Source organism: Natronorubrum marinum (assembly GCF_052040125.1).
GTDB lineage: Archaea > Halobacteriota > Halobacteria > Halobacteriales > Natrialbaceae > Natronorubrum.
The window spans coordinates 447,337-468,104 of the sequence record NZ_JBPPFV010000003.1; the positions used below are offsets into that span (position 1 = coordinate 447,337).

Sequence of the window (20,768 nt, forward strand, 5' to 3'; positions counted from 1 at the left end):
TCACCTCGGCACCGGCTCGTACGACCGCCCGCCGGAAAAATTCTTGGTGGGTTTGTTGTTTAGACGAGGGGTCGCTGACGGTCTCGAGCCGGCAATTCCCGGCCGCCCGCGGCTCACCGCGTGTCGCTCACTGCTCACCGCTGGCCGGCGAGTTCCGCGTCGAACTGTGCGACGTACTCGCGAACGAACGCCGCGCGTTCGTCGGCGATCCGGCTACCGACGGTGGTGTACATGCGCTCGGGCAGGTCGAGAATCTTCTTGTGGAGGTGGTTGTACTGGGCCCTGCCATCGGGCGTCTCGTCGTCGTCGACCGGCACGCCGGAATCGTAAATCGGCGAGCCGACCTCGCCGCCGTAGGCGAAGACGCGAGCGATGCCGAGCGCACCGAGGGCGTCGAGGTTGTCCGCGTCGCTGAGGATCTTTGCCTCGAGCGTTTCGGGTTCGATCGCGTTCGAGTACCGATGCGCGCGAACGCAGTGCTGGACGCGCTCGATCGTCGCCGCGTCGGCACCGACGTCCTCGAGAATTCGACCGGCTTCCGCGGCCCCCCACGTCGCGTGGTCGTCAATCTCGCCCTTATCTTCTCGTTCTCGCCCGATATCGTGGAGGAGAACGGCGAGGCTCACGATTCGGTCATCGATCGACGCCGGCTCCGGGTGGCGGTCGATCAGCGTCTCCGCGAGCGTCTCGACCCGCTGGACGTGGTGCCAGTCGTGGGCCGGCGGGGCGTCCTCGAAGTACGGGCGGGCGCGGGTTCGGACTGTCTCGAGCATGCCGTCCGTGTTTCGACGAGGCGGGGATAAACGTACAGATCTCGAACGGTTTCGATCGTGCTCCGTCGGGCGGTCACGGCAACGAGTCGCCGGCGCCGACACCGTATCGCAGTTCGACCAGTCCGTCGGCCGACGAGGGAGACTCGAGCAGCGTCAGCTCCCGTTCGACCCCGCCGTCGTCGAACAGCGGAATACCGCGCCCGAGAAGCACCGGAACGACCGTCAGCCGAATTTCGTCGATCAGGTGCCGACGAAGAAACGCCTGCGAAAGCGCTGCGCCGCCGACCAGCCAGCTGCGATCGTAGCGGGCCGTGAGGTCGTCGACCAGTTCGCGTAGGTCGCCGGCGAACAGTTCGACGCGGTCGGTCGCGAGCGGGAGGTCCCGATGCGTGACGACGAACGTGGGTTTCTCGCCGTAGGGCCACTCGCCGAACGTCAGCACCTGCTCGTACGTTCGAGCACCCATCACCAGACAGTCGACGCTGGCGAAAAAGTCCTCGTAGCTTCCGCCGGAATCGTCGCTCCCGCCGGCGTCCCGTTCGTTCTGATACGCCTCGAGCCACTCGACGCCGCCGTCTTCGGTTGCGATAAATCCGTCCAGACTGGCGGCAATGTACAGCGTGACGGTCCCGTCGTCCATACCGCGTACGACGTCGGCCGCGCGGTTATCTCGAGCGGTTGCGCGACCGTATTCGGCCACCGAATTCGTTGCGAACGCGTCCCACTTCGACGACTCGTCGAGCGGTTCGACGCAGTCGACGGAGACTGCAGGTCTTCGGTCGATTCCGTCACCACTGGTCCGGGAGCTGTTTTCGCATACACGTCGCCGACGCGGGGCAGAGTTCGTCGAACTGGTTCGTCTCCCGTATCGGGGCCGGGGCGTCGGCCCGCTCGAGTTCCGCGTAGCCGCGATCCCCGAAGAAGTCGGCGGCGGTCGTCGTGAGCAGGTAGAGCGTCTCGACGCCGTCGGCTCGAACCCGCCGTTCTAGCGCGTCGCAGAGCGCCGCTCCGAACCCGTTTCCGCGGGCCGACTGCTCGACGACGACGGATCGGAGCAGCCCGTCGGTTCCGTAGCGCTCGAGCCCTCCGACGCCGACCCGTTCGTCTCCGTCGTAGCCGACGTAAAACCGGGCGGGTGCGGTCCGAACGTCCGCCGCCGGCAACCCGTTCGCGTCCAGCAGGGTTTCGACGTAGGACAGGTCTCCGTCGTCGGCCCGCCGGAGCGTGAGTGTCGCACCGCTCATAGCAGTTACGACGGCACAACGGAACTAATAGCTTCGGCGAATCCGGTGCCGTGTGCGTTCGCCTACGCGAACAGTTGCCGCGTCTGGCGAGAACTTCGTTCTCGCTGGCCTTCGCTTACTACGTTCGCGAAGACGTTCCTCGCACGTCAGCTAAAGAGCTGCCGCGCGTCGTCTAACGCCGCGATCATCTTGTCGACTTCCTCCCGCGTGTTGTAAACGTAAAAGGACGCTCGAGTCGACGCCGCCACACCGAGCTTGTCGTGCAGCGGCTGGGTACAGTGGTCGCCGGCCCGGACCGCGACCGTGTGGTCGTTCATGATCGAGGCGAGGTCGTGGGCGTGGACGCCCTCGATGTTGAAGCTGACCAGCCCGCCGCGGTCGGGGCCGCCTTCGGGGCCGTAGATCTCGACGTCGCCCTCGGCCTCGAGTCGGTCGTAGGCGTAGGCGGCGAGCTCCTCCTCGTGGGCCCGAATGCGGTCCATGCCGATATCCTCGAGCCAGTCGACGGCTGCGTGGAGGCCGACGGCCTCGGCGATCGGCGGCGTGCCGGGTTCGAACTTCCAGGGGAGGTCGCCCCAGGTGGAGTCCTCGAAGGTGACCTTGCGGATCATGCCGCCGCCGTAGAGGTAGGGCTGAAGCTCCTCGAGCAACTCCTGTTTCCCGTAGAGGACGCCGATGCCGGTGGGGCCCGCCATCTTGTGGCCCGAGAAGGCGTAGAAGTCGGCGTCGATCTCTGCGACGTCGACAGGGCGGTTCGGGACCGCTTGGGCGCCGTCGATAAAGGAGAGGGCGCCGTGCTCGTGGGCGAGATCGGTGAGTTCGGAGACCGGGTTGACCGTGCCCAGCGTGTTCGAGACGTGGACCGCCGAGACGATGGCCGCGTCGTCGTCGATCAGTTCCCGGGCGTGGTCCATATCGAGACGACCGGTGTCGTCGACGCGGATGTACTCGACGTCGGCGCCGGTCCGGTGGGCGATCTGTTGCCAGGTGACCAGCGAGGCGTGGTGTTCCATCTCCGTGAGGACGACCCGATCGCCGGGCTCGAGTTCGTTCAGCCCCCACGAGTAAGCGAGCAGGTTCTCGCTCTCGGTCGTGTTCTTGGTGAAGATGATCTCCTCGCGGCCGTCGGCGTTGATGAACTCCGCGACGCGGTCGTGGGCCTCCTCGTAGCGGATCGAGGCCTCCTGGCTGAGGTGGTGGATCCCGCGGTGGACGTTGGCGTTGGACTCTCGGTAGTAGTCGCTCATCGCGTCGACGACCGCGTCGGGGGTCTGGGTCGTCGCCGCGTTATCGAGGTAGACGACCTGCCGGCCGTCGAACTCCCGCTCGAGGATGGGGAACTCCTCGCGGATGGCCTCGACGTCGAGCGCCTCGAGATTCTGCTGACTCATTGGTTGCTAGCAGGAACCCCAGACAAAACACTCCTTCGGTCCGACGGCACTCGCACCGGTCGAACCGGGTTCGAACGTCCCTGTTTCGCCGGATCTGGACCGTTCGAATCCAACGGTTTCACCGGACGACTACGGGGGCGACGAGTACGTACGGAGTCGGCGAACGGAGGCCGCGACGAGACCGCAAGAGGGGAACAGGACGGATGGTTGGTGGGTGGGTGCCTCGGCAGGGAACGTGGGCTGGTCGGTCAGGTGGTCCAGTATCGGTGCCCCGCCGGTTACACTGTCCCCTGTCGACCGACATATCAGTACCTCCAAACTGGTTTGGGACCGCGAGACCGTCGATGGGGTGTCCGAGTCGAGAAAACCTGCCTGCGCTCGAGTCCGCGCGAGTTCTCCCCCTGAAATCGCGCCCCGGCAATTAAATACTCGTCGTGTGTGTTCCCCAACAAAATGGCTGCGATCGAAACGGACGGACTGACGAAGGAGTACGGTGAGCTTACCGCCGTCGACGATCTCGATCTCGCGATCGAGGAGGGCGAGGTGTTTGGATTTTTGGGGCCGAACGGCGCGGGTAAGTCAACGACGATCAACATGCTGCTCGATTTCACCCGTCCGAGCGCGGGGTCGGCGACGGTGCTCGGCTACGACGCACAGGACGAAGCCGACGCGATCAGTCCCCGCGTCGGCGTCTTGCCGGAGGGGTTCGACATCTACCCCCGCCTCGCGGGACGTCGACACATCGAGTTCGCGATCGAGACGAAAGACGCGGCTGACGACCCCGATGACGTCCTCGAGCGCGTGGGGCTCTCGGCCGAGGACGCTGCTCGACCTGCTGGCGACTACTCGAAGGGAATGCGCCAGCGACTCGCGACCGGGATGGCGCTGGTCGGCGATCCCGACCTGCTCATCATGGACGAACCCTCGAGCGGGCTCGACCCCCACGGTATCCGCGAGATGCAAGAGCTCGTCCGCTCGGAAGCTGAGATGGGGACGACCGTCTTCTTCTCGAGTCACATCTTGGAACACGTCGAGGCCGTCTGCGACCGCATCGGCGTGTTGAACGAGGGCGAGCTCGTCGCCGTCGACACCATCGAGGGGCTCCGCGAGTCGGTCGGCGACGGCGGGACGATGGAACTGGTGCTCGCCGAGTCCGCCGGCGACTTCCGCGACGCTGTCACCGCCGTGGACGGAATCGCCGACGCCACCGCTTCGGGCCGCACCCTCGAGTGCTCGATCACCGATCCGGCGGCGAAAGCCGGCGCCGTGATCGCGCTCGACGACGCTGGGACGACGGTCCGGGATATGCGGATCGAGGACGTCTCGCTCGAGTCGCTGTTCACGACGCTGACGAACGGCGGTGGCAGTGATGACGAGCCGCGGTCCACCGACGAACCGGCGAGCCCAGCGGCCGCGACGTCGGAGGTAGCCGAATGACCGAACACATCACCACCGTCGCGCGAAAGGAGTTCGAAGACGCCGGCCGCTCGAAGCTGCTCTGGGCGCTGACCGCCCTGCTCGTCGGCCTCGTCACCGTCGGCTACGTCGCGATCTGGTACACGGTCGACGACGTTACGGCGGCCGAAGTGCTCGGCTTCATCGCGCTCCCGCTCCAGACGATCATCCCGATCGCCGCGCTCATCGTCGGCTACATGGCCGTCGTCGGGGAGCGCCGGTCGGGCAGCATCAAACTCCTGCTTGGCTTGCCGCCCAACCGGACCGATATCGTCTTCGGGAAACTGCTCGGTCGGATGGCGGTCGTCGCGACGGCCGTCTCCCTCGCGTTCGTCGTCGCGCTGGTCTTGGGGGCAGTGTTGTTCGGCTCGGTTCCGTTCTTCGACTGGCTCGCATTCGGCGCCATCTCGATACTGTTCGGCGTTTCGTTCGCCGGGCTGGCCGTCGGCGTTTCCGCCGGCGTCTCGACCCGAGGGAAGTCGATGGCGATCGTCGTCGGGCTCTACATGCTCGTCCTCGCGCTGTGGGAGCTCGTCACGGCCGGCCCGTACTACCTCGTCTACGGCGAGGGGCCGCCGGTCGAGGCCGAAACGTGGTACCTGTTCGTCGATCAGTTCAACCCGATCACCACCTACACCACGCTGGTGGGCAACGTCGTCGAGGGTGAGGTCTTCCCCTTTATGTTCCAGTACGGGCTCGAGGACTTCGAAGCGTCCGGAATGACGCCCGCCGAACGGTACGCGGGCGACGCGCCGTTCTACCTGCAGGACTGGTTCGGCCTCGTCGTCCTGCTGTGCTGGCTTGTCGTGCCCGTCGCGATCGGCTACTATCGGTTCCAGAAGGCGGATCTGTAGGCCCCGCTGGGTGCCTACATGCTTACATCCGGAGCAACTGCGCGTGCAGCGTCGAACCAACCTCGAGGACGTTCGCCTCGTCGATAAAGCCCTTCTCGATAGCGAGTTCGACGGCCTCTCGACCGACGATGTTAGCGACGTCCGCTCGAGCAAGACTGTCGACGACGGCTCCCTCGTCGGCCCCGTCGCCGCCGTAGAACTCCTCCGTGACGGTCAGCGAGATCTCGTCGGTCTCGAAGGTCTCGCCGAGGACGTCCTCGTCGCAGACGGCGACCAACAGCCCCTCCGGCGTCTGTCGTTCGTTGACGATCATGCGTTACTCGAGTCGCCACTCCTCGTCGTCTCGGTCGGAGGCGCGGCCGGGGTCGGTGATGTCGGTCCCGGTCCCGTCTCGAGGACCCTGCTGCCCCGAGCGCCCGTCTGGAACGCCCGCCGAATCGGGCGTGTGGCCCTGTGTCTCTCTGCGCTCGTCCACCATCTCCTGTTCGGCACGTTCGAGCATCTCGTTGGCCTCCTCGGCGATCTCTTCGGCCTCGTCGTACTCGCCCAGATCCTCGAGGATCTCGGCCTTTTCCTCGAGCACCTTCGCGTTGCGCAGGCCCAGTCTGATCGCGTTGTCGATGCAGTGTAAGGCTTCCTCGGCCAGCCCGCGCTCCGAGAGGAAGAAGGCGCGGTTGAACCAGCCCTCGGCGAAGCGCTCGTCGACTTCGACGGCGCGTTCGGCGTGCTCTAAGGCCTGTGCCGTCTCGCCGAACTCCCAGAGCGCGTAGGCGAGGTTCGTCTCGGCGGTCGCGGCGTGTTCGCTCTCCCCGTCGATCCGGAGCGCCTCTCGGTGGGAACCGATGGCCTCGTCGTACTCCTCGAGTTCGGCGTGGGCGACGCCCTTGTTGACCCAGGCTTCCTGTGTCGTGCGGTCGTCGTCGGCGAACTGGGCGGCCCGCTCGAAGGCGTCGGTCGCCTGCTCGTAGCGGTTGATCTGCATGTAGTTCAGCCCGACGTCGAGCAACTCGTCCGCGTCGACGTCGTCGTTACCGATGTTGTGTTTGTCGAGCGTGTCGGTGACGACCCGCGAGTCCACGGGGTCGACCTTCGAGGGGTCGACGCCCAGCTCCGGCGGGTCCAGATCGAACTCGTCGTAGGCGTCGCTGAACCCCTCACCCTCGGAGAAGCGGTGATCTCGATCGTCGTCGCCCTCTCGGTCAGTCATTGCCGTAGCTGTGGCGGCGACGACTGTTAAGGGCTGCGACACGGCTACCGATCGCCTCGCGCCGTCGGTCGAGACGCCCGCTCAGAGCCGCTTGCTGAGACGTCTGGTCGCCGTCCGGATCGACTGCGTCGCCGCCGCGGGGTGGGGCAGACCGAGTCGGTAACGAATCCGATCCTGGCGTTTGAACGGGTCGAACACCCCCGGCTCCTCGAGTTCCCAGCACTGCGGTCTCGAGCCGCGATACCGGGCCCGATCGAGGATCGCGGTCGCCGCGCGTCGGCCGGCCTCGTCGGCCGACTCCATCGAGGCGAGATCGGCGTTCGTTCGCACGTAGTCGCCGGCCAGCGTGAGATTTCGGACGGCCGTATCCGCCGCCGGCCGGTTTCGGAGCGAGCCGACGGTGTTGATCAGCAGGGGGGAGCGGTTCGCGACGCCGTCGTCCGTCTCGACGATCGCCGGATCGAGAAACCAGTCGACCAGTAGCTCGTCCGTGAGTCGCGTCTCGGCTCCGCCCAGCGGGTTATCGGGGGCGTTCAGGTGCGCTTTCAGCTGCGCCCAAATCTCCTCGGCGATCTCCTCGCGCGTGCACGCTCTGGCGGGCTTCTCGTGGACGATTCCGGGGGTCTCCCAGTCGGAGGCGATCACCGAGAGGACGCCCTCGACCGCGTCGGGCCCGCGACGTTCGAAGTCGTAGTCGGTCCAGAACTGTCGCTGGGAGATCGACGTCAGCGCCCACGGGGCGTCGGCGTACACCTGGTGGCCCCGCGTCAGTTCGACGTCCTCGCTCAGATAGAACTGGATGCCGTTCATCCATGCCGTCTCGAGTCGCTCGATGCGGCCCAACTCCGGCGCGGCCCGTCGCAGTTCGGGCGTGACGAACGTCGGTGCGGCGTCGACCGGCACGGCCAGGACGTACTCGTCGGCCGTGACCGTCCGGCCATCGGCCATCGCGACGCCGGTGATTCGCCGCCCGTCGAACTCGAGGCCGCGCGCCGGCGCGTTTCGCTGCAGGTCGACGCCGAGCGTCTCGAGGTACCGAACCCACGGATCGATCCAGGCCTCGTTCGTCGGCGCGTTCAGGATGCGCTCGGTCGGCCGGCTCGCGTCGAGCTGTCCGAACAGGAGCTGGAGGTAGATGGTCCCGATCGTCCGGGCGCTGCCGACCTCCGGGCGGAGCGCCACCAGCGACTGCGTCGCGTACGCGAGTCGGTCGCGAAACTCCTGCGAGCGGTTCTCGGCGTCGATGAACGTCCACCAGGAGACGTCGTCGAGTTCACCCTCGCGCCGATCGTCGCAGGCGGTCAGCAGGTACAGCAACCGCTCGAGCAGGAACCGAACGTCGTCGGCGGGGAGGTCTTCGACGAACGCCGGGCGCAGCGCCTCGAGCCACTCGCGAAGCGAGTCGGGAGCGCTGGTGGACGCGATCCGATCCGCCTCGTCCACCCCTGCGATGAGCGTCGCTTCGGTTCCGACGAGATTGTCAGCGACGGTCCCGTTTCCGTCGGGAATCCGCTCCATTGTGTCGATAACGTGGCGGTAGAACGCCGGGAAGAATCGGAAGCCGTGCTCGCCGTGGAGCGGCGCCGGGCCGTCCGCGATCGGCATCGATCGGGCCTTCCCGCCGAATCGGTCGTTCGCCTCGAGGACGGTTACGTCGAACCCGCGCTCGGCGAGTTCGTGGGCCGTCGTGAGTCCCCCGATTCCGCCACCGACGACGGCGATTGCTGTCATTGCTCTTCGTACGGTTTCCACGGAAATAGTCCGCGTCCCTAACAACGTCAGTCGGCGACGAGACGGTCTCGCAGGCTGTCGTCGCTCGATCAGGTCGTCCTCATCCGGCCCCGCCATCGCGACCCGGCCCCAAGTTCAATAGTCGCCCGATCGAACGCTTCCGTGAGCATGCGACTCTTCGTTAGCGTCGACCTGCCCGACGAACTCGCGGAACCGGTCGCCGACCTGCAGGCCGAGTTCGTCGACGCGAGCGGCCTGAACGTCACGGATCCCGAGCAGGCCCACCTCACGATGACGTTCCTCGGCGAGGTCGACGAGGATCGACTCCCGTCGCTTCGAGGGGAACTCGAGGCCGCCGTCGAGGACGCCGGCGTCGATCCCTTTACCGCCCGATTCGGCGGCCTGGGGGTCTTCCCGACTCTCGACTACATCAACGTCGTCTGGCTCGGCGTCGAACGCGGTGGCTCGGAACTGACCCGACTCCACGAGGCGATCGAGGAGCGAACGACCGCGATGGGGTTCGAGCCCGAGTCCCACGACTTCACGCCCCACGTCACGCTCGCGCGGATGGAACACGCGGGCGGGAAAGAACTCGTCCAGGAACTGGTTCGGGAGCGCGATCCGACGGTCGGCGAAATGACGGTCGACGAACTTCGGCTGACCGAGAGCACGCTCACCGATGCGGGGCCGGTGTACTCGACGCTCGAGTCGTTCCCGCTCGCGTAGCACTCTCGTCCGGCTTCGAGTAGCACCGCTCGTCCGACTCGCGTAGTACCGCTCGTCCGACTCGAACGTGTCGCGTATCGATGACTTACGCGTGCCTAGGCCGTTCGTACCCCGATCCGGCTGAACAATGCAAGACCCTCGCTCATAACACCGACCGGTGTAGCGATCCGTAGACGATGGTGGCTCCCTCCGCCGGTGACCGGCCCTGACTCCGTCGCCCCCCTCGTCCGCGCTCGCGGCGAGTCGCGCGGACGGCCGACTCGTCTCGAGACGGGAGCTACTGGTCTCGCTCGGCGGGGCGGCCGCCGTCTCGAGCGTCCGCGCCGATCCGACGGCCGGACTCGCCAGCGACGACGACGCGTCGCTACACGTCCGCGTCTACCCTCGGCCGGTGCCGCTGTGGGCCTGGACCCGCTACGGCTTCGACGGCGTTCGAGAGGACTGGCCGCCGCCGTTCCGGGACGCGCTCTCGGCCATCGAGGACGCGTTCGAACAAGTCCTCGCGTACGCCCACGAGCGCTCGCGACTCGAGGGGCTGGAGGCGGTCGTCGAACGCGGCGACCTCGTTCGGCTGCCGCTTCCGCCGATGTCGCGCCCGTCCGAGGCGGTGGTTCCCTCGCTCGAGACGGTACTCGAGGGCTTTCGGACGCGACTCGACGAGCGCGACGTGCTGACGGGATCAACCTGTCATGCCATGCTGTGCTGGGCGCCGCTCAATCATCGCGTGGGCTACGGCGGGACGCTCTCTCCGAACGCGTGGACGGGCAACGTGACGGGGCAACCGACCGACACCGGCGACTCTCAGACCGTCGCGAACCTCGGCGCGACGGAGCTCTGGGACTCGCGGGCGGTCACGCGGAACATGGCGATCCACGAGGTCTTGCACACGTTTCTCTCGACCGATGTTGTCAAAGCCGTCGGCGGCTCGAATTGCGATCACGACCTCGGAACCGCGGTGCGAGTCGACGACGAGACGATGCGGGTCTCCCCGATGGCGACCGCCTACGCGGGGCCGGACGAGATCGGCGGCGGCACCCGCTTTCACGGCACGGGCTGTCACGACCACGGCGAGTTCCACCGCCACGACGGCTACGAGGGCGTCGAGAACTGGACGTACACGACCGAACTCAGCGAGGCGACGCTCGAGGCCGTGACGCGCTACCTCGAGACGCGTATCAACCGATAACCGGATCGAACGCCCCGCTGAGCACTCGTCCTCGAGATGGACAAGATTTTATGCCAGCGTAGGCTACCTGTGGCTACTATGGGTAAGAAAACGAAGGGCAAGAAAAAGCGTCTTGCCAAACTCGAGAACCAGAACAGCCGCGTTCCGGCCTGGGTCATGATGAAGACCGACATGGAAGTGCAGCGAAACCCGAAGCGACGCAACTGGCGGCGCAACGACACTGACGAGTAACGATGAGTGCAAGTGATTTCGAGGAACGCGTCGTTACCGTTCCACTGCGCGACGTCAAGAAGGGCGCCAACCACGAGGCCGCCGACTACGCGATGCGACTCGTTCGGGAACACCTCGCGAAACACTTCGCGGTCGACGAGGACGCCATCCGTCTGGATCCCTCCATTAACGAGGAGATCTGGTCGAACGGTCGTTCCAACCCGCCGCGAAAGCTCCGCGTCCGCGCGGCCCGCTTCGACGAAGAGGGTGCGGCCGTCGTCGAGGCCGAGGTCGCCGAGTAAATTTGCAACGACTCGCCTTCGTCGGGTCGGCGTACGTCGGGGTCTTCGCCCGGGCAACCGACTCGTGCGTGCTCGTTCGCCCGGACGTCGACGACGACGTCATCGCCGATCTCACTGACGAACTCGAGGTGCCCGCGGTCCCGACGACCGTCGGCGGCTCCTCGACGGTCGGCGCGTTAGCGATGGGTAACGAGAACGGACTCCTCGTCAGTTCGCGCGTCCTCGAGTACGAACGCGAACGGCTCGAGGAGGAGGTCGATCTCCCCGTCGCGGAACTGCCGGGGAACATCAACGCCGCGGGGAACGTCGTGCTCGCCAACGACTACGGCGCGTACGTCCACCCGGACCTCCCGCGGGAGACGGTTCAGATCGTCAACGATACCCTCGAGGTGCCCGTCGAACGCGGCGACCTCGCGGGCGTTCGCACCGTCGGAACCGCCGCGGTCGCGACGAACAAGGGGGTGCTCTGTCACCCGAAAGCGACCGACGAGGAACTGGACACGCTCGAGGAGGTCCTCGACGTCCGGGCCGACGTCGGCACCGTCAACTACGGCGCGCCGCTGCTCGGCTCGGGGCTGCTCGCCAACGAGTCCGGCTACGTCGTCGGACAGGATACGACCGGACCCGAACTCGGCCGGATCGAGGACGCGCTGGGCTATCTGGACTAGCGTTCTCGTACGGACTGCGTTTTCACTCTTCGCGGTCGTTCACTCGAGACGGTCGTCACCGCGTTTTGCTCTCACTCTCTTCTCGAAGAGACAGTCGCTGTACGATGAGCCGCCCTCGGCCGATCAGTCGTCGCCGGACTGCGGCTTGAACCGATGACGAACGATCTCGCTGTCGTCGTCCCACTCGAAGTTCTCGTGGGCACGCTCGAGCAGCCTCCGATACCCCTCGAGATCGTCCATCCCTTCGGCTTGTGCGTCCTCGTCGGTCAGCTCCCCGAGCGTACGATCGGTGACGTCGGTCACCTCGAACGCGGTGTCCTCGATCGTGAAGGTGTCGCCCGCCTCGGCGTACTGGTGGCCGCGGTGGATCTGAGTCACGTCGCCCTCGAGGGCCTGCGTTTGCATCCGTTCGCTGGGCAGCAGCTCGCTGGGATCGAGTTCGCTCATGTGACTCCGTTCGGCGGCCGCGGTAAAACCGTTTGGCATCGCTCATGCGGCCGTATCATTGCGCTGCTCTATCGCGAATATTTATATTGGATGACGGACACGATCCGCATATGGTCCTCCAATCAGTGTTCGCCCGGTTTCGAACCGGGTTTGAGATCGCGAAAGCGTCGTTCGGCGTGCTCCGACGCGAGAAGTGGTTGCTCGTGTTTCCCCTACTGTACGGTCTCACTTGGGCGGCGGGACTGGCCCTCCTCCTCGCCGGACTGTTCGTCGCCTTGATCGGCGTCGGGTTCGGGTTGGGTGCCGTAGACCAGGTCGCGTCGGTCTCGGACGGCACGGTCGACGGCGTCGCACAAGTGGCGATGCTCGCACTCTCCTTCCTCGTGATGTTCGTCGCGACGGCCGTCGCGACCTTCTTCAGCGCCGCGTTAGTTCACTCGGTCGGCAGCCTGTTTCACGGTGAGTCGACGAGCATTCGGGACGGTCTCGCTGGTGCCTGGGAATCCAGGCGGACGATTCTCGCGTGGGGCGTCGTGGGTGCGGTCGTCGGCCTCATTTTCCAGGCCCTCGAGAGTCAGGACGGCTGGGGCGCCCAGATCGTCAGAGCGATCGCCGGCGCAGCTTGGTTCATGATGACGTTCTTCATCGTCCCCGTTATCGTCTTCCAGGGCGGCGGCGTCCGGGAGTCGTTACGCGACAGCGTCAGCCTGTTCCGCGAGACCTGGGGCGAAGCCGGCGGAATCAGTCTCGGCGTCGGACTCGTGACGGTGACGCTCGGGCTGCTCGTCGTTGCTGCCGGAATCGGTGCGCCGCTGTTGCTGGTCGCGAACCCGGGCCCGGTGCTCGTTTACACGGTCGTCCCGACTGTGCTGTTGCTCGGCGCGCTCGCCGTCGTCCACATCGCCGCGACGGCCATCGCGAAGACCGCGCTCTACCAGTACGCGACCGACGGCGAACTGCCGCCGGAGTTCGAGGGGATCGATCCCGACGCGATCGTGCGGCGAAACCGCGACTCGAGCGGACTGACCGGCGCGAGTTCGGGACAACAGCCCGGACAGATCTGAACGACGCCGCGTAATCCGGTTCCGTCGGCCGGTCGCTGACTCCGACGGAAGGGAAGATTCTTCCGACTGCCTGCCGGAGTGGTAGCCATGAGTCAATTTACGGTCACCGGTCGGTTCAAGAACCGCGACGGATTCGCGGAGTTCGAAACGACGATCGACGCCCAGAACGAAAACGTCGCTCGCGAACACGCACTCTCCCAGCTCGGGAGCCAGCACCGACTCAAGCGGACCGAGATCGACCTCGAGGAGGTCGTCGAACAATGAGTCAGCAGCAACTCCAGCAGCTCTCCCAGGAGCTCCAGGAGATCGAACAGGAGATCGAAGCGCTCGAGGAGAGCGTCGAAGCGATCCAGCAGCAGAAGACCGAAGCCGACGAAGCGATCGAGGCCCTCGAGAGCCTCGATACCGACTCAACGGTGCAGGTGCCGATCGGCGGCGGCGCGTACCTCCGCGCGAGCATCCAGGACATCGACGAAGTGATCGTCGAACTGGGCGCGGACTACGCGGCCGAGTTCGAACAGGACGGTGCCGTCGACGCCCTCGAGAACAAACAGGAGAACCTCGACGATCGAATCGAGGAGGTCAACTCGGAGATCGCCGAACTCGAGTCCGAGAGCAGCGAACTCGAGCAGCAGGCCCAGCAGATCCAACAGCAGGCGATGCAACAGCAGATGCAGCAAATGCAGGGCCAGCAGGGCCAGGGCCCCGACGAATAACGTCGGGAGGTCCGTACCATGTTCGACAACCTGAAGAAGAAACTCGGGAGCTTCCGCAAAGACGCCGAAGCGGCCGCTGAAGAGAACGTCGAGGAGGTCGACGAAGAGGATCTCGAGGACGCGGAACTCGAGGCGGCCGAATCCGCCGAAGCGGAGAGCGCTGCGGCCGATACCGCTGACGCCGAGAGCGCTGCATCCGAACCCGCCGAAGCGGAGAGTACCGAGTCGGCACTCGAGGACCACGAACTCGGGGACGCTGCCCATTCGGAAGCCGAAACCGAGTCGTCCGAAGCCGAGGCTGACACTGACGACGCGACACTCGAGACGGAGACGTCGGAAGTCCCAGATACCACCGATGAGACGATCGACGACGTCGCCGAACCTGACGACGCTGATCGCGAACTTGAGGCAGAGACCGAACCGCCGACCGAGTCGGCGGTCGGCGGCGTCGAGTCGGACTCTGCTTCGACCGCCGAAACGAGCGATAGTCAGGAATCGTCCGAATCGTCTGAATCGGTCGAGTCGTGGGTGACGCAACCGGTTCCGGACGCAGACGAGTCGTCCGACGGCGATTTCGCGGGCGACACCGAGCGGGAGTCGGTAGCGATAGACGCGAGCGTCGCCACGGACGCGGACGACGACGCATCTACGGCCGACGACGCCGATATCGAGGACGACTCGACCGGATTCGGGAGCAAGGCACGCTCGCTCGTCAAGGGAAAATTCGTCATCGAGGAGGAAGACCTCGAGGGCCCGCTGCACGAACTCGAGATGGCGTTGCTCTCGAGCGACGTTGAGATGGGCGTTGCCGAAGAGATCCTCGACAACATCCGCGACGAACTGGTCGGCGAGACGCGAACGTTTACGACCTCGACGGGCGACGTCGTCGAGGAGGCGCTGAGCGACGCGATCTACGACGTGATCAGCGTCGGGCAGTTCGACTTCGACGAGCGGATCGCCGTCGAAGACAAGCCCGTGACGCTCGTCTTCACCGGCGTCAACGGCGTCGGAAAGACGACATCGATCGCCAAACTCAGCCGGTACTTCGAGGAGCGAGGGTACTCGACGGTGATGGCCAACGGCGACACCTACCGTGCCGGCGCGAACGAGCAGATTCAGGAGCACGCCGACGCACTCGGTACGAATCTCATCAGCCACCAGCAGGGCGGCGACCCCGCTGCGGTGCTGTACGACGCCGTCGAGTACGCCGAGGCGAACGACATCGATGTCGTGCTCGGCGACACGGCGGGTCGACTCCACACCGACGAAGGGCTGATGGACCAACTCGAGAAAATCGACCGCGTCGTCGATCCGGATATGACGCTGTTCGTCGACGAAGCGGTGGCCGGTCAGGACGCGGTCAACCGCGCCCGCGAGTTCAACGAGGCCGCGGCGATCGACGGTGCGATCCTGACGAAAGCCGATGCCGACTCCAACGGCGGGGCGGCGATTTCGATCGCCCACGTCACCGGCAAGCCGATTCTATTCCTCGGCGTCGGGCAGGGATACGACGATCTCGTGCGGTTCGATCCCGACGACATGATCGATCGACTGCTCGGCGGCGAGGAGTCGTAGCCGCCGATCGGGGTCGTCCCTGTCGAAAATTCAGCCCGAGCGATCTTCGACGATACCGATTACCGCTTGCGAAAATCCCACACGATATCCAGGGGTTCAAGACGAAACATACATATAATGTATCGCTGACATCTATGTATGCGCACACCCCGCTCCCGGCGTGCCCTCCTCTCGGCGGTGCTGCCGTTTACGATGACACTCGCGGGTTGCTTCGAGGAACGACTCACGAGCGCAGACGACCCCGAGTCGGAGTTCGTCTCCGAAGACGAGTACGACTGCGCCGATATCGACCGTCCGGAACCCGACGATTCAGCTCACAACCACGGTCTCGAGCCGATGCCGTATCCGTCGCCGTCGGATCCGTTGACCGACGCCGAGGCGTTCGCTCGCGAGTTCGAGGAAGCGTATCGGCACAACGGCTTTCTCGAGGCGTACGGGTCGGCAACACGAATGTTCGATTTCACGGTTGGGGACAGCGAACTGGACCCCATCGAATCGGAACATGAGTCGGAATCCGAGATGGAGGCCGTGCTGGTCTCGATCGTCTACGATCTCTCGACGAAGACCCAACGAGGGGCGCCGACGAACGAGCGCGGCTCCCGCGTCTCCTACTACATCGACGAGCACGTCGCACTCCGCTCGCGGTATCAGCACGGAATCGCGAGCGAACCCGATCCGTTCGACCCTGACCCTCGGGATGCGGGTACTGCCGTCGTCTGCTTCGGCTGATCTGACCCGTCTCGGAATCTGGTAGCGGCGACCGCGGTTGGTTCGCACGTCAGGTGGTGGTTGATCTTCGGTACGCTTCGAGCACTACGCCCACCTATCGGAGAATATTGCTGCTACCAGTGACGTATTCTGATACGAGTGTTCGCGTGTGACCGGTTCCCGTCCTTGCGGCGTCGGATTCCGTTCCGACTGTCGTTCTACCGCGATCGAACGTGGCAATAGTTGCTGGTGAAAACGACCGTCGTCATGATTCGCCCCTTTACAGGCTGGTATACCGATTGGGTGAGACTACCCGCTAAACGATGGTCTTTCGATATAGCGTGACCCCGCTGCTGGCCACCGGAGTCACCCGCCAGCGGTGGTACAAATGAATCACGAAACCGCGAGCGTTTTCGAACTCACACGAACCATCGAGACGGCGTCGCCGTCTCGAACTTCGCTTCACTTCGTTCAGCGAAACACGGGGTGGTTCGCGTGAACACGACGGAGCAGTACAAGCAGAACAAACATCCGCTCGACGTAATCGACGATGTCTACGACTACGCCGCCGACGAACTCTCCTTCGAGGAGATCGAAGAGCGCGCCGGCGGCGGCGAGTGGGAGCGCTTGAAGTGGGCCGGCATGTACGCCCAGAAGCAGGAGGGCTACTTCATGATCCGGACGAAGGTGCCGGGCGGAAAACTCACTCCCGAACAGGCCGAGGTCATCGGCCAAGTGACCGACGACCTCGCCGTTGCACCCGAAGAGTACGGCGGCGAAGCCCAGAACGAACTCTGGGGCGACGCCTACCTCGACATCACGACCCGACAGGACATCCAGAAACACTGGATTCGCGTCGAGGACGTCCCGGAGATGTGGGACCGCTACGACGAGGTCGGCCTGACGACGGTCCAGGGCTGTGGTGACTCCGCCCGGAACGTGCTCGGCTGCCCCGCTGCGGGACTCGACGAGCACGAGTGTTTCAACGCCCAGCCGGTCATCGAGGCCGTCTCCGACTTCTTTACGAACAACCGCGAGTACGCCAATCTCCCGCGGAAGTTCAAGATGACCATCACGGGCTGTAAACACGACTGTGCGCAGTCCCAGATCAACGACATCGGGCTCGTTCCCGCAAAGAAGGAGATCGACGTCTCCGGCGAAGCCGGTGGCTCGTCGGACTCGTCCGACGGTGGCAAGTACCTCTACGGCTTCCACGCCCGCGTCGGCGGCGGCCTTTCCGACGGCCCGCGAATGGGTTCGGAACTGGACGTCTTCATTCCGCCGGAGGACGCCGTGGAGTTCTGCCGCGCCGTCGCCCAGACGTTCAAGGAGATCGGCGACCGCAACAACCGCGGCGTCTGCCGCATGCGCTATCTCGTCGAGCAGTTGGGCCCCGAGAAGTTCGAGGAAGCCATCCGCGACCGCTGTACGATCGACCTGCCGACCGGCGGCGAGAACCTGACCGTCGGCTACCAGGGAGACCACGTCGGCGTCCACGACCAGAAACAGGACGGCCTGCAGTACGTCGGCTTCAACGTCGTCGCCGGACGGATGGGCGGCGACGAGTTCGCCGAGGCCGCTCGAGCGGCGAAAAAGTACGGAAGCGAGGACGCCTCCGTGCGCCTCGCGACCGACCAGAACTTCCTCATCACGCACATCCCCGAGGAGAACGTCGACGACCTTCTCGCGGAGCCGTTCGCCGCGGACTACCAGCCGAATCCCGGCGCGTTCTCCCGCGGCGCCGTCGGCTGTACGGGCAGCGAGTTCTGTAACTACGCGATCATCGAGACGAAAAAGCGGACCAAGCGCTGGGCCCGCGAACTCGACGAGCGCATCGACGTCCCCGACGATATCGAAGCGATTCGGATGCACATGTCCGGCTGTTCCGCGTCGTGCGCCCAGCCCCAGATCGCGGACATCGGCTTCCGCGGGGAGACCGTCAAGCTGGATGAAGATAGTGGATCCGACATCGTCGAAGGGATGGACTTCGGCCTCGGCGGCTCGCTCGGCGCGGACAACGAGTTCTTAGATTGGATCGAGAACGCCGTCCCCGCCGATTCCGTGATTCCGGCGCTCGAGCAATTGTTCGACGCCTACAACGACGACCGTCACGACGGCGAGCAGTTCTACGAGTGGTGCCGCCGCGTCGACAACGGAGAGCTTCGGACGATCATGCAAGGGGCCGAGGCCCCAGTTTCTGGGGGTGTCGCTCATGGGGACTGACCGTAACTTCCCTGGCGTCCCGGAGTCGGACGACGATGACGACGCCGTCCAGTTCCCCGATGCCGGCAGCGCCGCGCCGCGCTCTCGAGCGGACACGGACCACGCCCGAGACGGCGCTATCCAAGCCAGCGACAGTGAGGGCGACAGCTGCTCGCCCGACACCTGCACTTGCGGCGAGAAGACGGCTGCGTCCGAGTCCGCCGAGAAGCGGATCGCAACGGACGGCGCGGGTGCGGCCAACGTCGACGAGATGGGCGAACTCGGCGACCTCGAGTTCACCGAACCCGCCGAAGGCGTCAGCCAGGACGTCGATAACGGCGCGCCGGACGTTCGCGTCGGGGTTCCGGACGGTGCCGATCTCGATACCCCCGAGTACTCGATCCGTGCGGAGATGAACGACATCGAGACGCCGGACGAGAAGACCTGGTTCATGGAACTGGACGAGGCCGTCATCGACGAGGGTCGCTGTATCCAGTGTGGGACCTGCGTTGCGGCCTGTCCCTCCGACTCGATCGGCGTCGGTGAGGATGACCTGCCGGAACTGGTCAAGATGTGTACCGGTTGTTCGCTCTGTTGGGACTTCTGTCCCCGCGGCGGGATGCGCTACGAGCGCCAGTGGAAGATCACCGGCGGCGACGATAACGTCAAAGGCGCCGGCGACCCGATCACGGAGTTCTCCGCGAAGGTCGAAGACGACTGGACCGACGGTGCCCAGGACGGCGGCGTCGTCACCGGCGTCCTCGCGACGCTGCTCGAGGCGGGCGAGATCGACGGCGCGCTCATTGCGACCGAGAGCGAGGAGGAAGCCTGGAAGGCCGAGAGTTTCCTCGCCACGACCGAAGAGGAACTCATCGAGAACGCTGGCACCGTCTACAACCAGACGCTCGCACTGGGCAACCTCGACCTGGCCCAGTGGGAGCACAAGCTCCCCGACAAGGACTGGGACGATCTCTCGCTCGCGATCGTCGGCACGCCGTGTGAAATCGAAGGTATCCGCGCCCTGCAGGACTTCGACTGGGACTATCAGGCCCAGAACGAGGGGATCCGTGCGGTGGACTACACCATCTCGCTGATGTGTACGAAGAACTTCAACTACTACAGCCTCATGGGCGAGCAGTTGGAGGAAAAACGCGACATCTCGCCGGATCAGATCGGCAAGATGGACGTCCTCAACGGCAAGATGATGGTCTACGACCACGACGGCAACATGATCGTCGAGGAAGACGTCGCGAACTTCCACGACGCCGCGCTCAAGGGCTGTGACGAGTGTGCGGACTTCACCGGCTTCTGTTCGGACATCACCGTCGGCTCCGTCGGCTCCTCTGATGAGTACTCGAGCGTCATCATCCGCACCGAGCGGGGAATGAAGGCGTGGGAGCTCACCGAGCCGAAACTCGACTACCACGATCTCGAAGACAAGTCGGCGGTCGGCAAGCTCCAGGGCTGGGACAAGAAGAAGGCCTTCGAGAGCTTAGAGCGCCCGTTCGACCCCGACGCGCCCCGCTTTATCGACTACACCGACCACGCCGAGAACTACGGCACGGCGCTGAATCCGCACGATCAGGGTCACTGAATCGGCGTCGCGTCGATCCCGCTTCTCGTTTTCGTTCGGTTCCAACTCGCATCCGCCTCGATACCGCTCGAGGACGCTACAGGTCGATCGTGTACGTCGTGATCTCGTCCGTTTCGGTGACGGTAACCTCGACGTCGGCGGACTGCCCGTCAGGCCGCACGATATCGCGGACCGCCGCCTCCGGTCTGGGGGCGATTCCCGTCGGGAAGACGAGTTCGACGTCGCCGTCGACGTCGACCCCGTGACGTTCGGCGGTCGCCTGCGCGACCGCGTCCGAGTCGCCCTCGAAGTGGAACGTGACCGCGACAGCCGGTCTGGAACCGGCACCGGCGGTCGACTCGAACGAGACGGCTCGCGCGCCGTCACCTCGCTCGAACGCCCGCAGGTTCTCCGTCGGAACCGCCTCGTCGTACTCCGCAGCGAGGTGGGACTCGAGTTGATCGTAGTACTCCGATTGTCGGGCCTCGCTCGCAAGCGCGACCGTCTCCGCCTCGTCCAGCCCCGTCAGTCGCTGGTGATCGTCCATATCCGTCGCCAGACCGACTGGACCGAAAAGCGTTGGCGTCAGTATCGCCCTCTGCGAGGAGCGACTGCGCTGATTTGTGTTCTCCTCGGACAGTTCGAGTCCGCGTTCGCACAGGCTCCGTTATTTAAGTACTTCTGGTCACAAAGTAGAGCTATGACGGGAGGTCGTCCGTCTCGGACGGCCAGCGAT

Annotated in this window: 23 protein-coding genes; 14 read left to right on the forward strand and 9 right to left on the reverse strand. The window is 65.1% G+C overall.

From position 1 onward, the window contains the following. Positions 1-134: 134 nt before the first annotated feature. The 4 genes from ACSFC5_RS18455 to ACSFC5_RS18470 form a co-directional block, all read right to left on the reverse strand. Complete coding sequence (locus tag ACSFC5_RS18455) at positions 135-773, reverse strand: HD domain-containing protein (protein ID WP_440766704.1); 639 nt, start codon at positions 771-773, stop codon at positions 135-137. 73 nt (positions 774-846) lie between these two features. Next, positions 847-1,413: a dihydrofolate reductase family protein gene (locus tag ACSFC5_RS18460; protein ID WP_440766705.1), complete on the reverse strand. Its 567-nt coding sequence runs from the start codon at positions 1,411-1,413 to the stop codon at positions 847-849. A gap of 148 nt (positions 1,414-1,561) precedes the next feature. Next, positions 1,562-2,017, reverse strand: coding sequence for an arsenic resistance N-acetyltransferase ArsN2 (gene arsN2 / locus ACSFC5_RS18465; protein ID WP_440766706.1), 456 nt, complete (start codon positions 2,015-2,017; stop codon positions 1,562-1,564). A 146-nt stretch (positions 2,018-2,163) separates the two neighbouring features. Continuing rightward, positions 2,164-3,408, reverse strand: a complete 1,245-nt coding sequence (locus tag ACSFC5_RS18470; protein ID WP_440766707.1) for an aminotransferase class V-fold PLP-dependent enzyme — start codon at positions 3,406-3,408, stop codon at positions 2,164-2,166. Between the two features lie 453 nt (positions 3,409-3,861). On the opposite strand from ACSFC5_RS18470, the gene ACSFC5_RS18475 reads away from it, so the two are divergent. Both ACSFC5_RS18475 and ACSFC5_RS18480 read left to right on the forward strand, forming a co-directional pair. Continuing rightward, positions 3,862-4,845: an ABC transporter ATP-binding protein gene (locus tag ACSFC5_RS18475; protein ID WP_440766708.1), complete on the forward strand. Its 984-nt coding sequence runs from the start codon at positions 3,862-3,864 to the stop codon at positions 4,843-4,845. After that, the gene (locus ACSFC5_RS18480; RefSeq protein WP_440766709.1) at positions 4,842-5,717 is read left to right on the forward strand and encodes an ABC transporter permease subunit; all 876 of its coding nucleotides are present in this window, start codon (positions 4,842-4,844) and stop codon (positions 5,715-5,717) included. Before ACSFC5_RS18475 ends, ACSFC5_RS18480 begins: the two co-directional genes overlap by 4 nt. Positions 5,718-5,739: 22 nt before the next feature. On the opposite strand, the gene ACSFC5_RS18485 is transcribed toward ACSFC5_RS18480, so the two are convergent. From ACSFC5_RS18485 to ACSFC5_RS18495, 3 genes are all read right to left on the reverse strand, one after another. Then, positions 5,740-6,030, reverse strand: coding sequence for a DUF424 domain-containing protein (locus ACSFC5_RS18485; RefSeq protein WP_440766710.1), 291 nt, complete (start codon positions 6,028-6,030; stop codon positions 5,740-5,742). A 3-nt stretch (positions 6,031-6,033) separates the two neighbouring features. Next, on the reverse strand, positions 6,034-6,924 hold the full coding sequence (locus tag ACSFC5_RS18490) for a tetratricopeptide repeat protein (protein ID WP_440766711.1): 891 nt from the start codon (positions 6,922-6,924) through the stop codon (positions 6,034-6,036). Positions 6,925-7,005: 81 nt separating this feature from the next. Further along, positions 7,006-8,655, reverse strand: a complete 1,650-nt coding sequence (locus ACSFC5_RS18495) for a hydroxysqualene dehydroxylase (protein WP_440766712.1) — start codon at positions 8,653-8,655, stop codon at positions 7,006-7,008. Positions 8,656-8,823: 168 nt separating this feature from the next. Here ACSFC5_RS18495 and thpR point away from each other — a divergent pair, with 168 nt between their 5' ends. The 5 genes from thpR (at position 8,824) to ACSFC5_RS18520 (ending at position 11,747) form a co-directional block, all read left to right on the forward strand. Next, positions 8,824-9,381: an RNA 2',3'-cyclic phosphodiesterase gene (gene thpR, locus ACSFC5_RS18500; protein ID WP_440766713.1), complete on the forward strand. Its 558-nt coding sequence runs from the start codon at positions 8,824-8,826 to the stop codon at positions 9,379-9,381. A 280-nt stretch (positions 9,382-9,661) separates the two neighbouring features. Beyond that, on the forward strand, positions 9,662-10,567 hold the full coding sequence (locus ACSFC5_RS18505) for a hypothetical protein (RefSeq protein ID WP_440766988.1): 906 nt from the start codon (positions 9,662-9,664) through the stop codon (positions 10,565-10,567). Positions 10,568-10,645: 78 nt separating this feature from the next. Continuing rightward, the gene (locus ACSFC5_RS18510) at positions 10,646-10,798 is read left to right on the forward strand and encodes a 50S ribosomal protein L39e (RefSeq protein ID WP_006092547.1); all 153 of its coding nucleotides are present in this window, start codon (positions 10,646-10,648) and stop codon (positions 10,796-10,798) included. A 2-nt stretch (positions 10,799-10,800) separates the two neighbouring features. Beyond that, the gene (locus ACSFC5_RS18515) at positions 10,801-11,079 is read left to right on the forward strand and encodes a 50S ribosomal protein L31e (protein ID WP_440766714.1); all 279 of its coding nucleotides are present in this window, start codon (positions 10,801-10,803) and stop codon (positions 11,077-11,079) included. 2 nt (positions 11,080-11,081) lie between these two features. Next, the gene (locus ACSFC5_RS18520; RefSeq protein WP_440766715.1) at positions 11,082-11,747 is read left to right on the forward strand and encodes a translation initiation factor IF-6; all 666 of its coding nucleotides are present in this window, start codon (positions 11,082-11,084) and stop codon (positions 11,745-11,747) included. Between the two features lie 123 nt (positions 11,748-11,870). Here ACSFC5_RS18520 and ACSFC5_RS18525 read toward each other — a convergent pair whose 3' ends face one another. After that, positions 11,871-12,194 (reverse strand): ASCH domain-containing protein, encoded by a 324-nt coding sequence (locus tag ACSFC5_RS18525; protein WP_440766716.1) that lies wholly within the window; start codon positions 12,192-12,194, stop codon positions 11,871-11,873. A gap of 110 nt (positions 12,195-12,304) precedes the next feature. On the opposite strand from ACSFC5_RS18525, the gene ACSFC5_RS18530 reads away from it, so the two are divergent. The 7 genes from ACSFC5_RS18530 (at position 12,305) to ACSFC5_RS18560 (ending at position 20,053) form a co-directional block, all read left to right on the forward strand. Beyond that, the gene (locus ACSFC5_RS18530) at positions 12,305-13,258 is read left to right on the forward strand and encodes a DUF6159 family protein (protein ID WP_440766717.1); all 954 of its coding nucleotides are present in this window, start codon (positions 12,305-12,307) and stop codon (positions 13,256-13,258) included. Between the two features lie 87 nt (positions 13,259-13,345). Continuing rightward, a complete protein-coding gene (gene rpl18a, locus ACSFC5_RS18535) occupies positions 13,346-13,522 on the forward strand; it encodes a 50S ribosomal protein L18Ae (RefSeq protein ID WP_006092542.1) in 177 nt (58 codons plus the stop codon). Further along, positions 13,519-13,974 carry a prefoldin subunit alpha gene (gene pfdA / locus ACSFC5_RS18540; protein ID WP_440766718.1) on the forward strand — a complete coding sequence of 152 codons (456 nt, stop codon included), beginning with the start codon at positions 13,519-13,521 and terminating at the stop codon, positions 13,972-13,974. Before rpl18a ends, pfdA begins: the two co-directional genes overlap by 4 nt. Positions 13,975-13,992: 18 nt before the next feature. Continuing rightward, a complete protein-coding gene (gene ftsY, locus ACSFC5_RS18545; protein ID WP_440766719.1) occupies positions 13,993-15,549 on the forward strand; it encodes a signal recognition particle-docking protein FtsY in 1,557 nt (518 codons plus the stop codon). Positions 15,550-15,687: 138 nt separating this feature from the next. Then, on the forward strand, positions 15,688-16,278 hold the full coding sequence (locus tag ACSFC5_RS18550; RefSeq protein ID WP_440766720.1) for a hypothetical protein: 591 nt from the start codon (positions 15,688-15,690) through the stop codon (positions 16,276-16,278). A 474-nt stretch (positions 16,279-16,752) separates the two neighbouring features. Continuing rightward, complete coding sequence (locus tag ACSFC5_RS18555) at positions 16,753-18,480, forward strand: nitrite/sulfite reductase (RefSeq protein WP_440766721.1); 1,728 nt, start codon at positions 16,753-16,755, stop codon at positions 18,478-18,480. Continuing rightward, on the forward strand, positions 18,470-20,053 hold the full coding sequence (locus ACSFC5_RS18560) for a Coenzyme F420 hydrogenase/dehydrogenase, beta subunit C-terminal domain (protein WP_440766722.1): 1,584 nt from the start codon (positions 18,470-18,472) through the stop codon (positions 20,051-20,053). The genes ACSFC5_RS18555 and ACSFC5_RS18560 overlap by 11 nt, the downstream gene beginning before the upstream one ends. 76 nt (positions 20,054-20,129) lie before the next feature. Here the strand turns inward: ACSFC5_RS18560 and ACSFC5_RS18565 are convergent, their stop codons facing one another. Next, on the reverse strand, positions 20,130-20,579 hold the full coding sequence (locus tag ACSFC5_RS18565) for a hypothetical protein (protein ID WP_440766723.1): 450 nt from the start codon (positions 20,577-20,579) through the stop codon (positions 20,130-20,132). Between the last annotated feature and the right edge of the window lie 189 nt (positions 20,580-20,768).

Bases quoted from the DNA above. Each gene is read 5' to 3' on its own strand.
- ACSFC5_RS18455 (WP_440766704.1), bottom strand. From the start codon at position 773: ATGCTCGAGACAGTCCGAACCCGCGCCCGCCCGTACTTCGAGGACGCC.
- ACSFC5_RS18530 (WP_440766717.1), top strand. From the start codon at position 12,305: ATGGTCCTCCAATCAGTGTTCGCCCGGTTTCGAACCGGGTTTGAGATC.
- thpR (WP_440766713.1), top strand. From the start codon at position 8,824: ATGCGACTCTTCGTTAGCGTCGACCTGCCCGACGAACTCGCGGAACCG.
- ACSFC5_RS18460 (WP_440766705.1), bottom strand. From the start codon at position 1,413: ATGGACGACGGGACCGTCACGCTGTACATTGCCGCCAGTCTGGACGGA.
- ACSFC5_RS18515 (WP_440766714.1), top strand. From the start codon at position 10,801: ATGAGTGCAAGTGATTTCGAGGAACGCGTCGTTACCGTTCCACTGCGC.
- ACSFC5_RS18550 (WP_440766720.1), top strand. From the start codon at position 15,688: ATGCGCACACCCCGCTCCCGGCGTGCCCTCCTCTCGGCGGTGCTGCCG.
- ACSFC5_RS18525 (WP_440766716.1), bottom strand. From the start codon at position 12,194: ATGAGCGAACTCGATCCCAGCGAGCTGCTGCCCAGCGAACGGATGCAA.
- arsN2 (WP_440766706.1), bottom strand. From the start codon at position 2,017: ATGAGCGGTGCGACACTCACGCTCCGGCGGGCCGACGACGGAGACCTG.
- rpl18a (WP_006092542.1), top strand. From the start codon at position 13,346: ATGAGTCAATTTACGGTCACCGGTCGGTTCAAGAACCGCGACGGATTC.
- ACSFC5_RS18485 (WP_440766710.1), bottom strand. From the start codon at position 6,030: ATGATCGTCAACGAACGACAGACGCCGGAGGGGCTGTTGGTCGCCGTC.
- ACSFC5_RS18510 (WP_006092547.1), top strand. From the start codon at position 10,646: ATGGGTAAGAAAACGAAGGGCAAGAAAAAGCGTCTTGCCAAACTCGAG.
- ACSFC5_RS18560 (WP_440766722.1), top strand. From the start codon at position 18,470: ATGGGGACTGACCGTAACTTCCCTGGCGTCCCGGAGTCGGACGACGAT.
- ACSFC5_RS18565 (WP_440766723.1), bottom strand. From the start codon at position 20,579: ATGGACGATCACCAGCGACTGACGGGGCTGGACGAGGCGGAGACGGTC.
- ACSFC5_RS18480 (WP_440766709.1), top strand. From the start codon at position 4,842: ATGACCGAACACATCACCACCGTCGCGCGAAAGGAGTTCGAAGACGCC.
- ACSFC5_RS18495 (WP_440766712.1), bottom strand. From the start codon at position 8,655: ATGACAGCAATCGCCGTCGTCGGTGGCGGAATCGGGGGACTCACGACG.
- ACSFC5_RS18490 (WP_440766711.1), bottom strand. From the start codon at position 6,924: ATGACTGACCGAGAGGGCGACGACGATCGAGATCACCGCTTCTCCGAG.
- ACSFC5_RS18475 (WP_440766708.1), top strand. From the start codon at position 3,862: ATGGCTGCGATCGAAACGGACGGACTGACGAAGGAGTACGGTGAGCTT.
- pfdA (WP_440766718.1), top strand. From the start codon at position 13,519: ATGAGTCAGCAGCAACTCCAGCAGCTCTCCCAGGAGCTCCAGGAGATC.
- ACSFC5_RS18470 (WP_440766707.1), bottom strand. From the start codon at position 3,408: ATGAGTCAGCAGAATCTCGAGGCGCTCGACGTCGAGGCCATCCGCGAG.
- ftsY (WP_440766719.1), top strand. From the start codon at position 13,993: ATGTTCGACAACCTGAAGAAGAAACTCGGGAGCTTCCGCAAAGACGCC.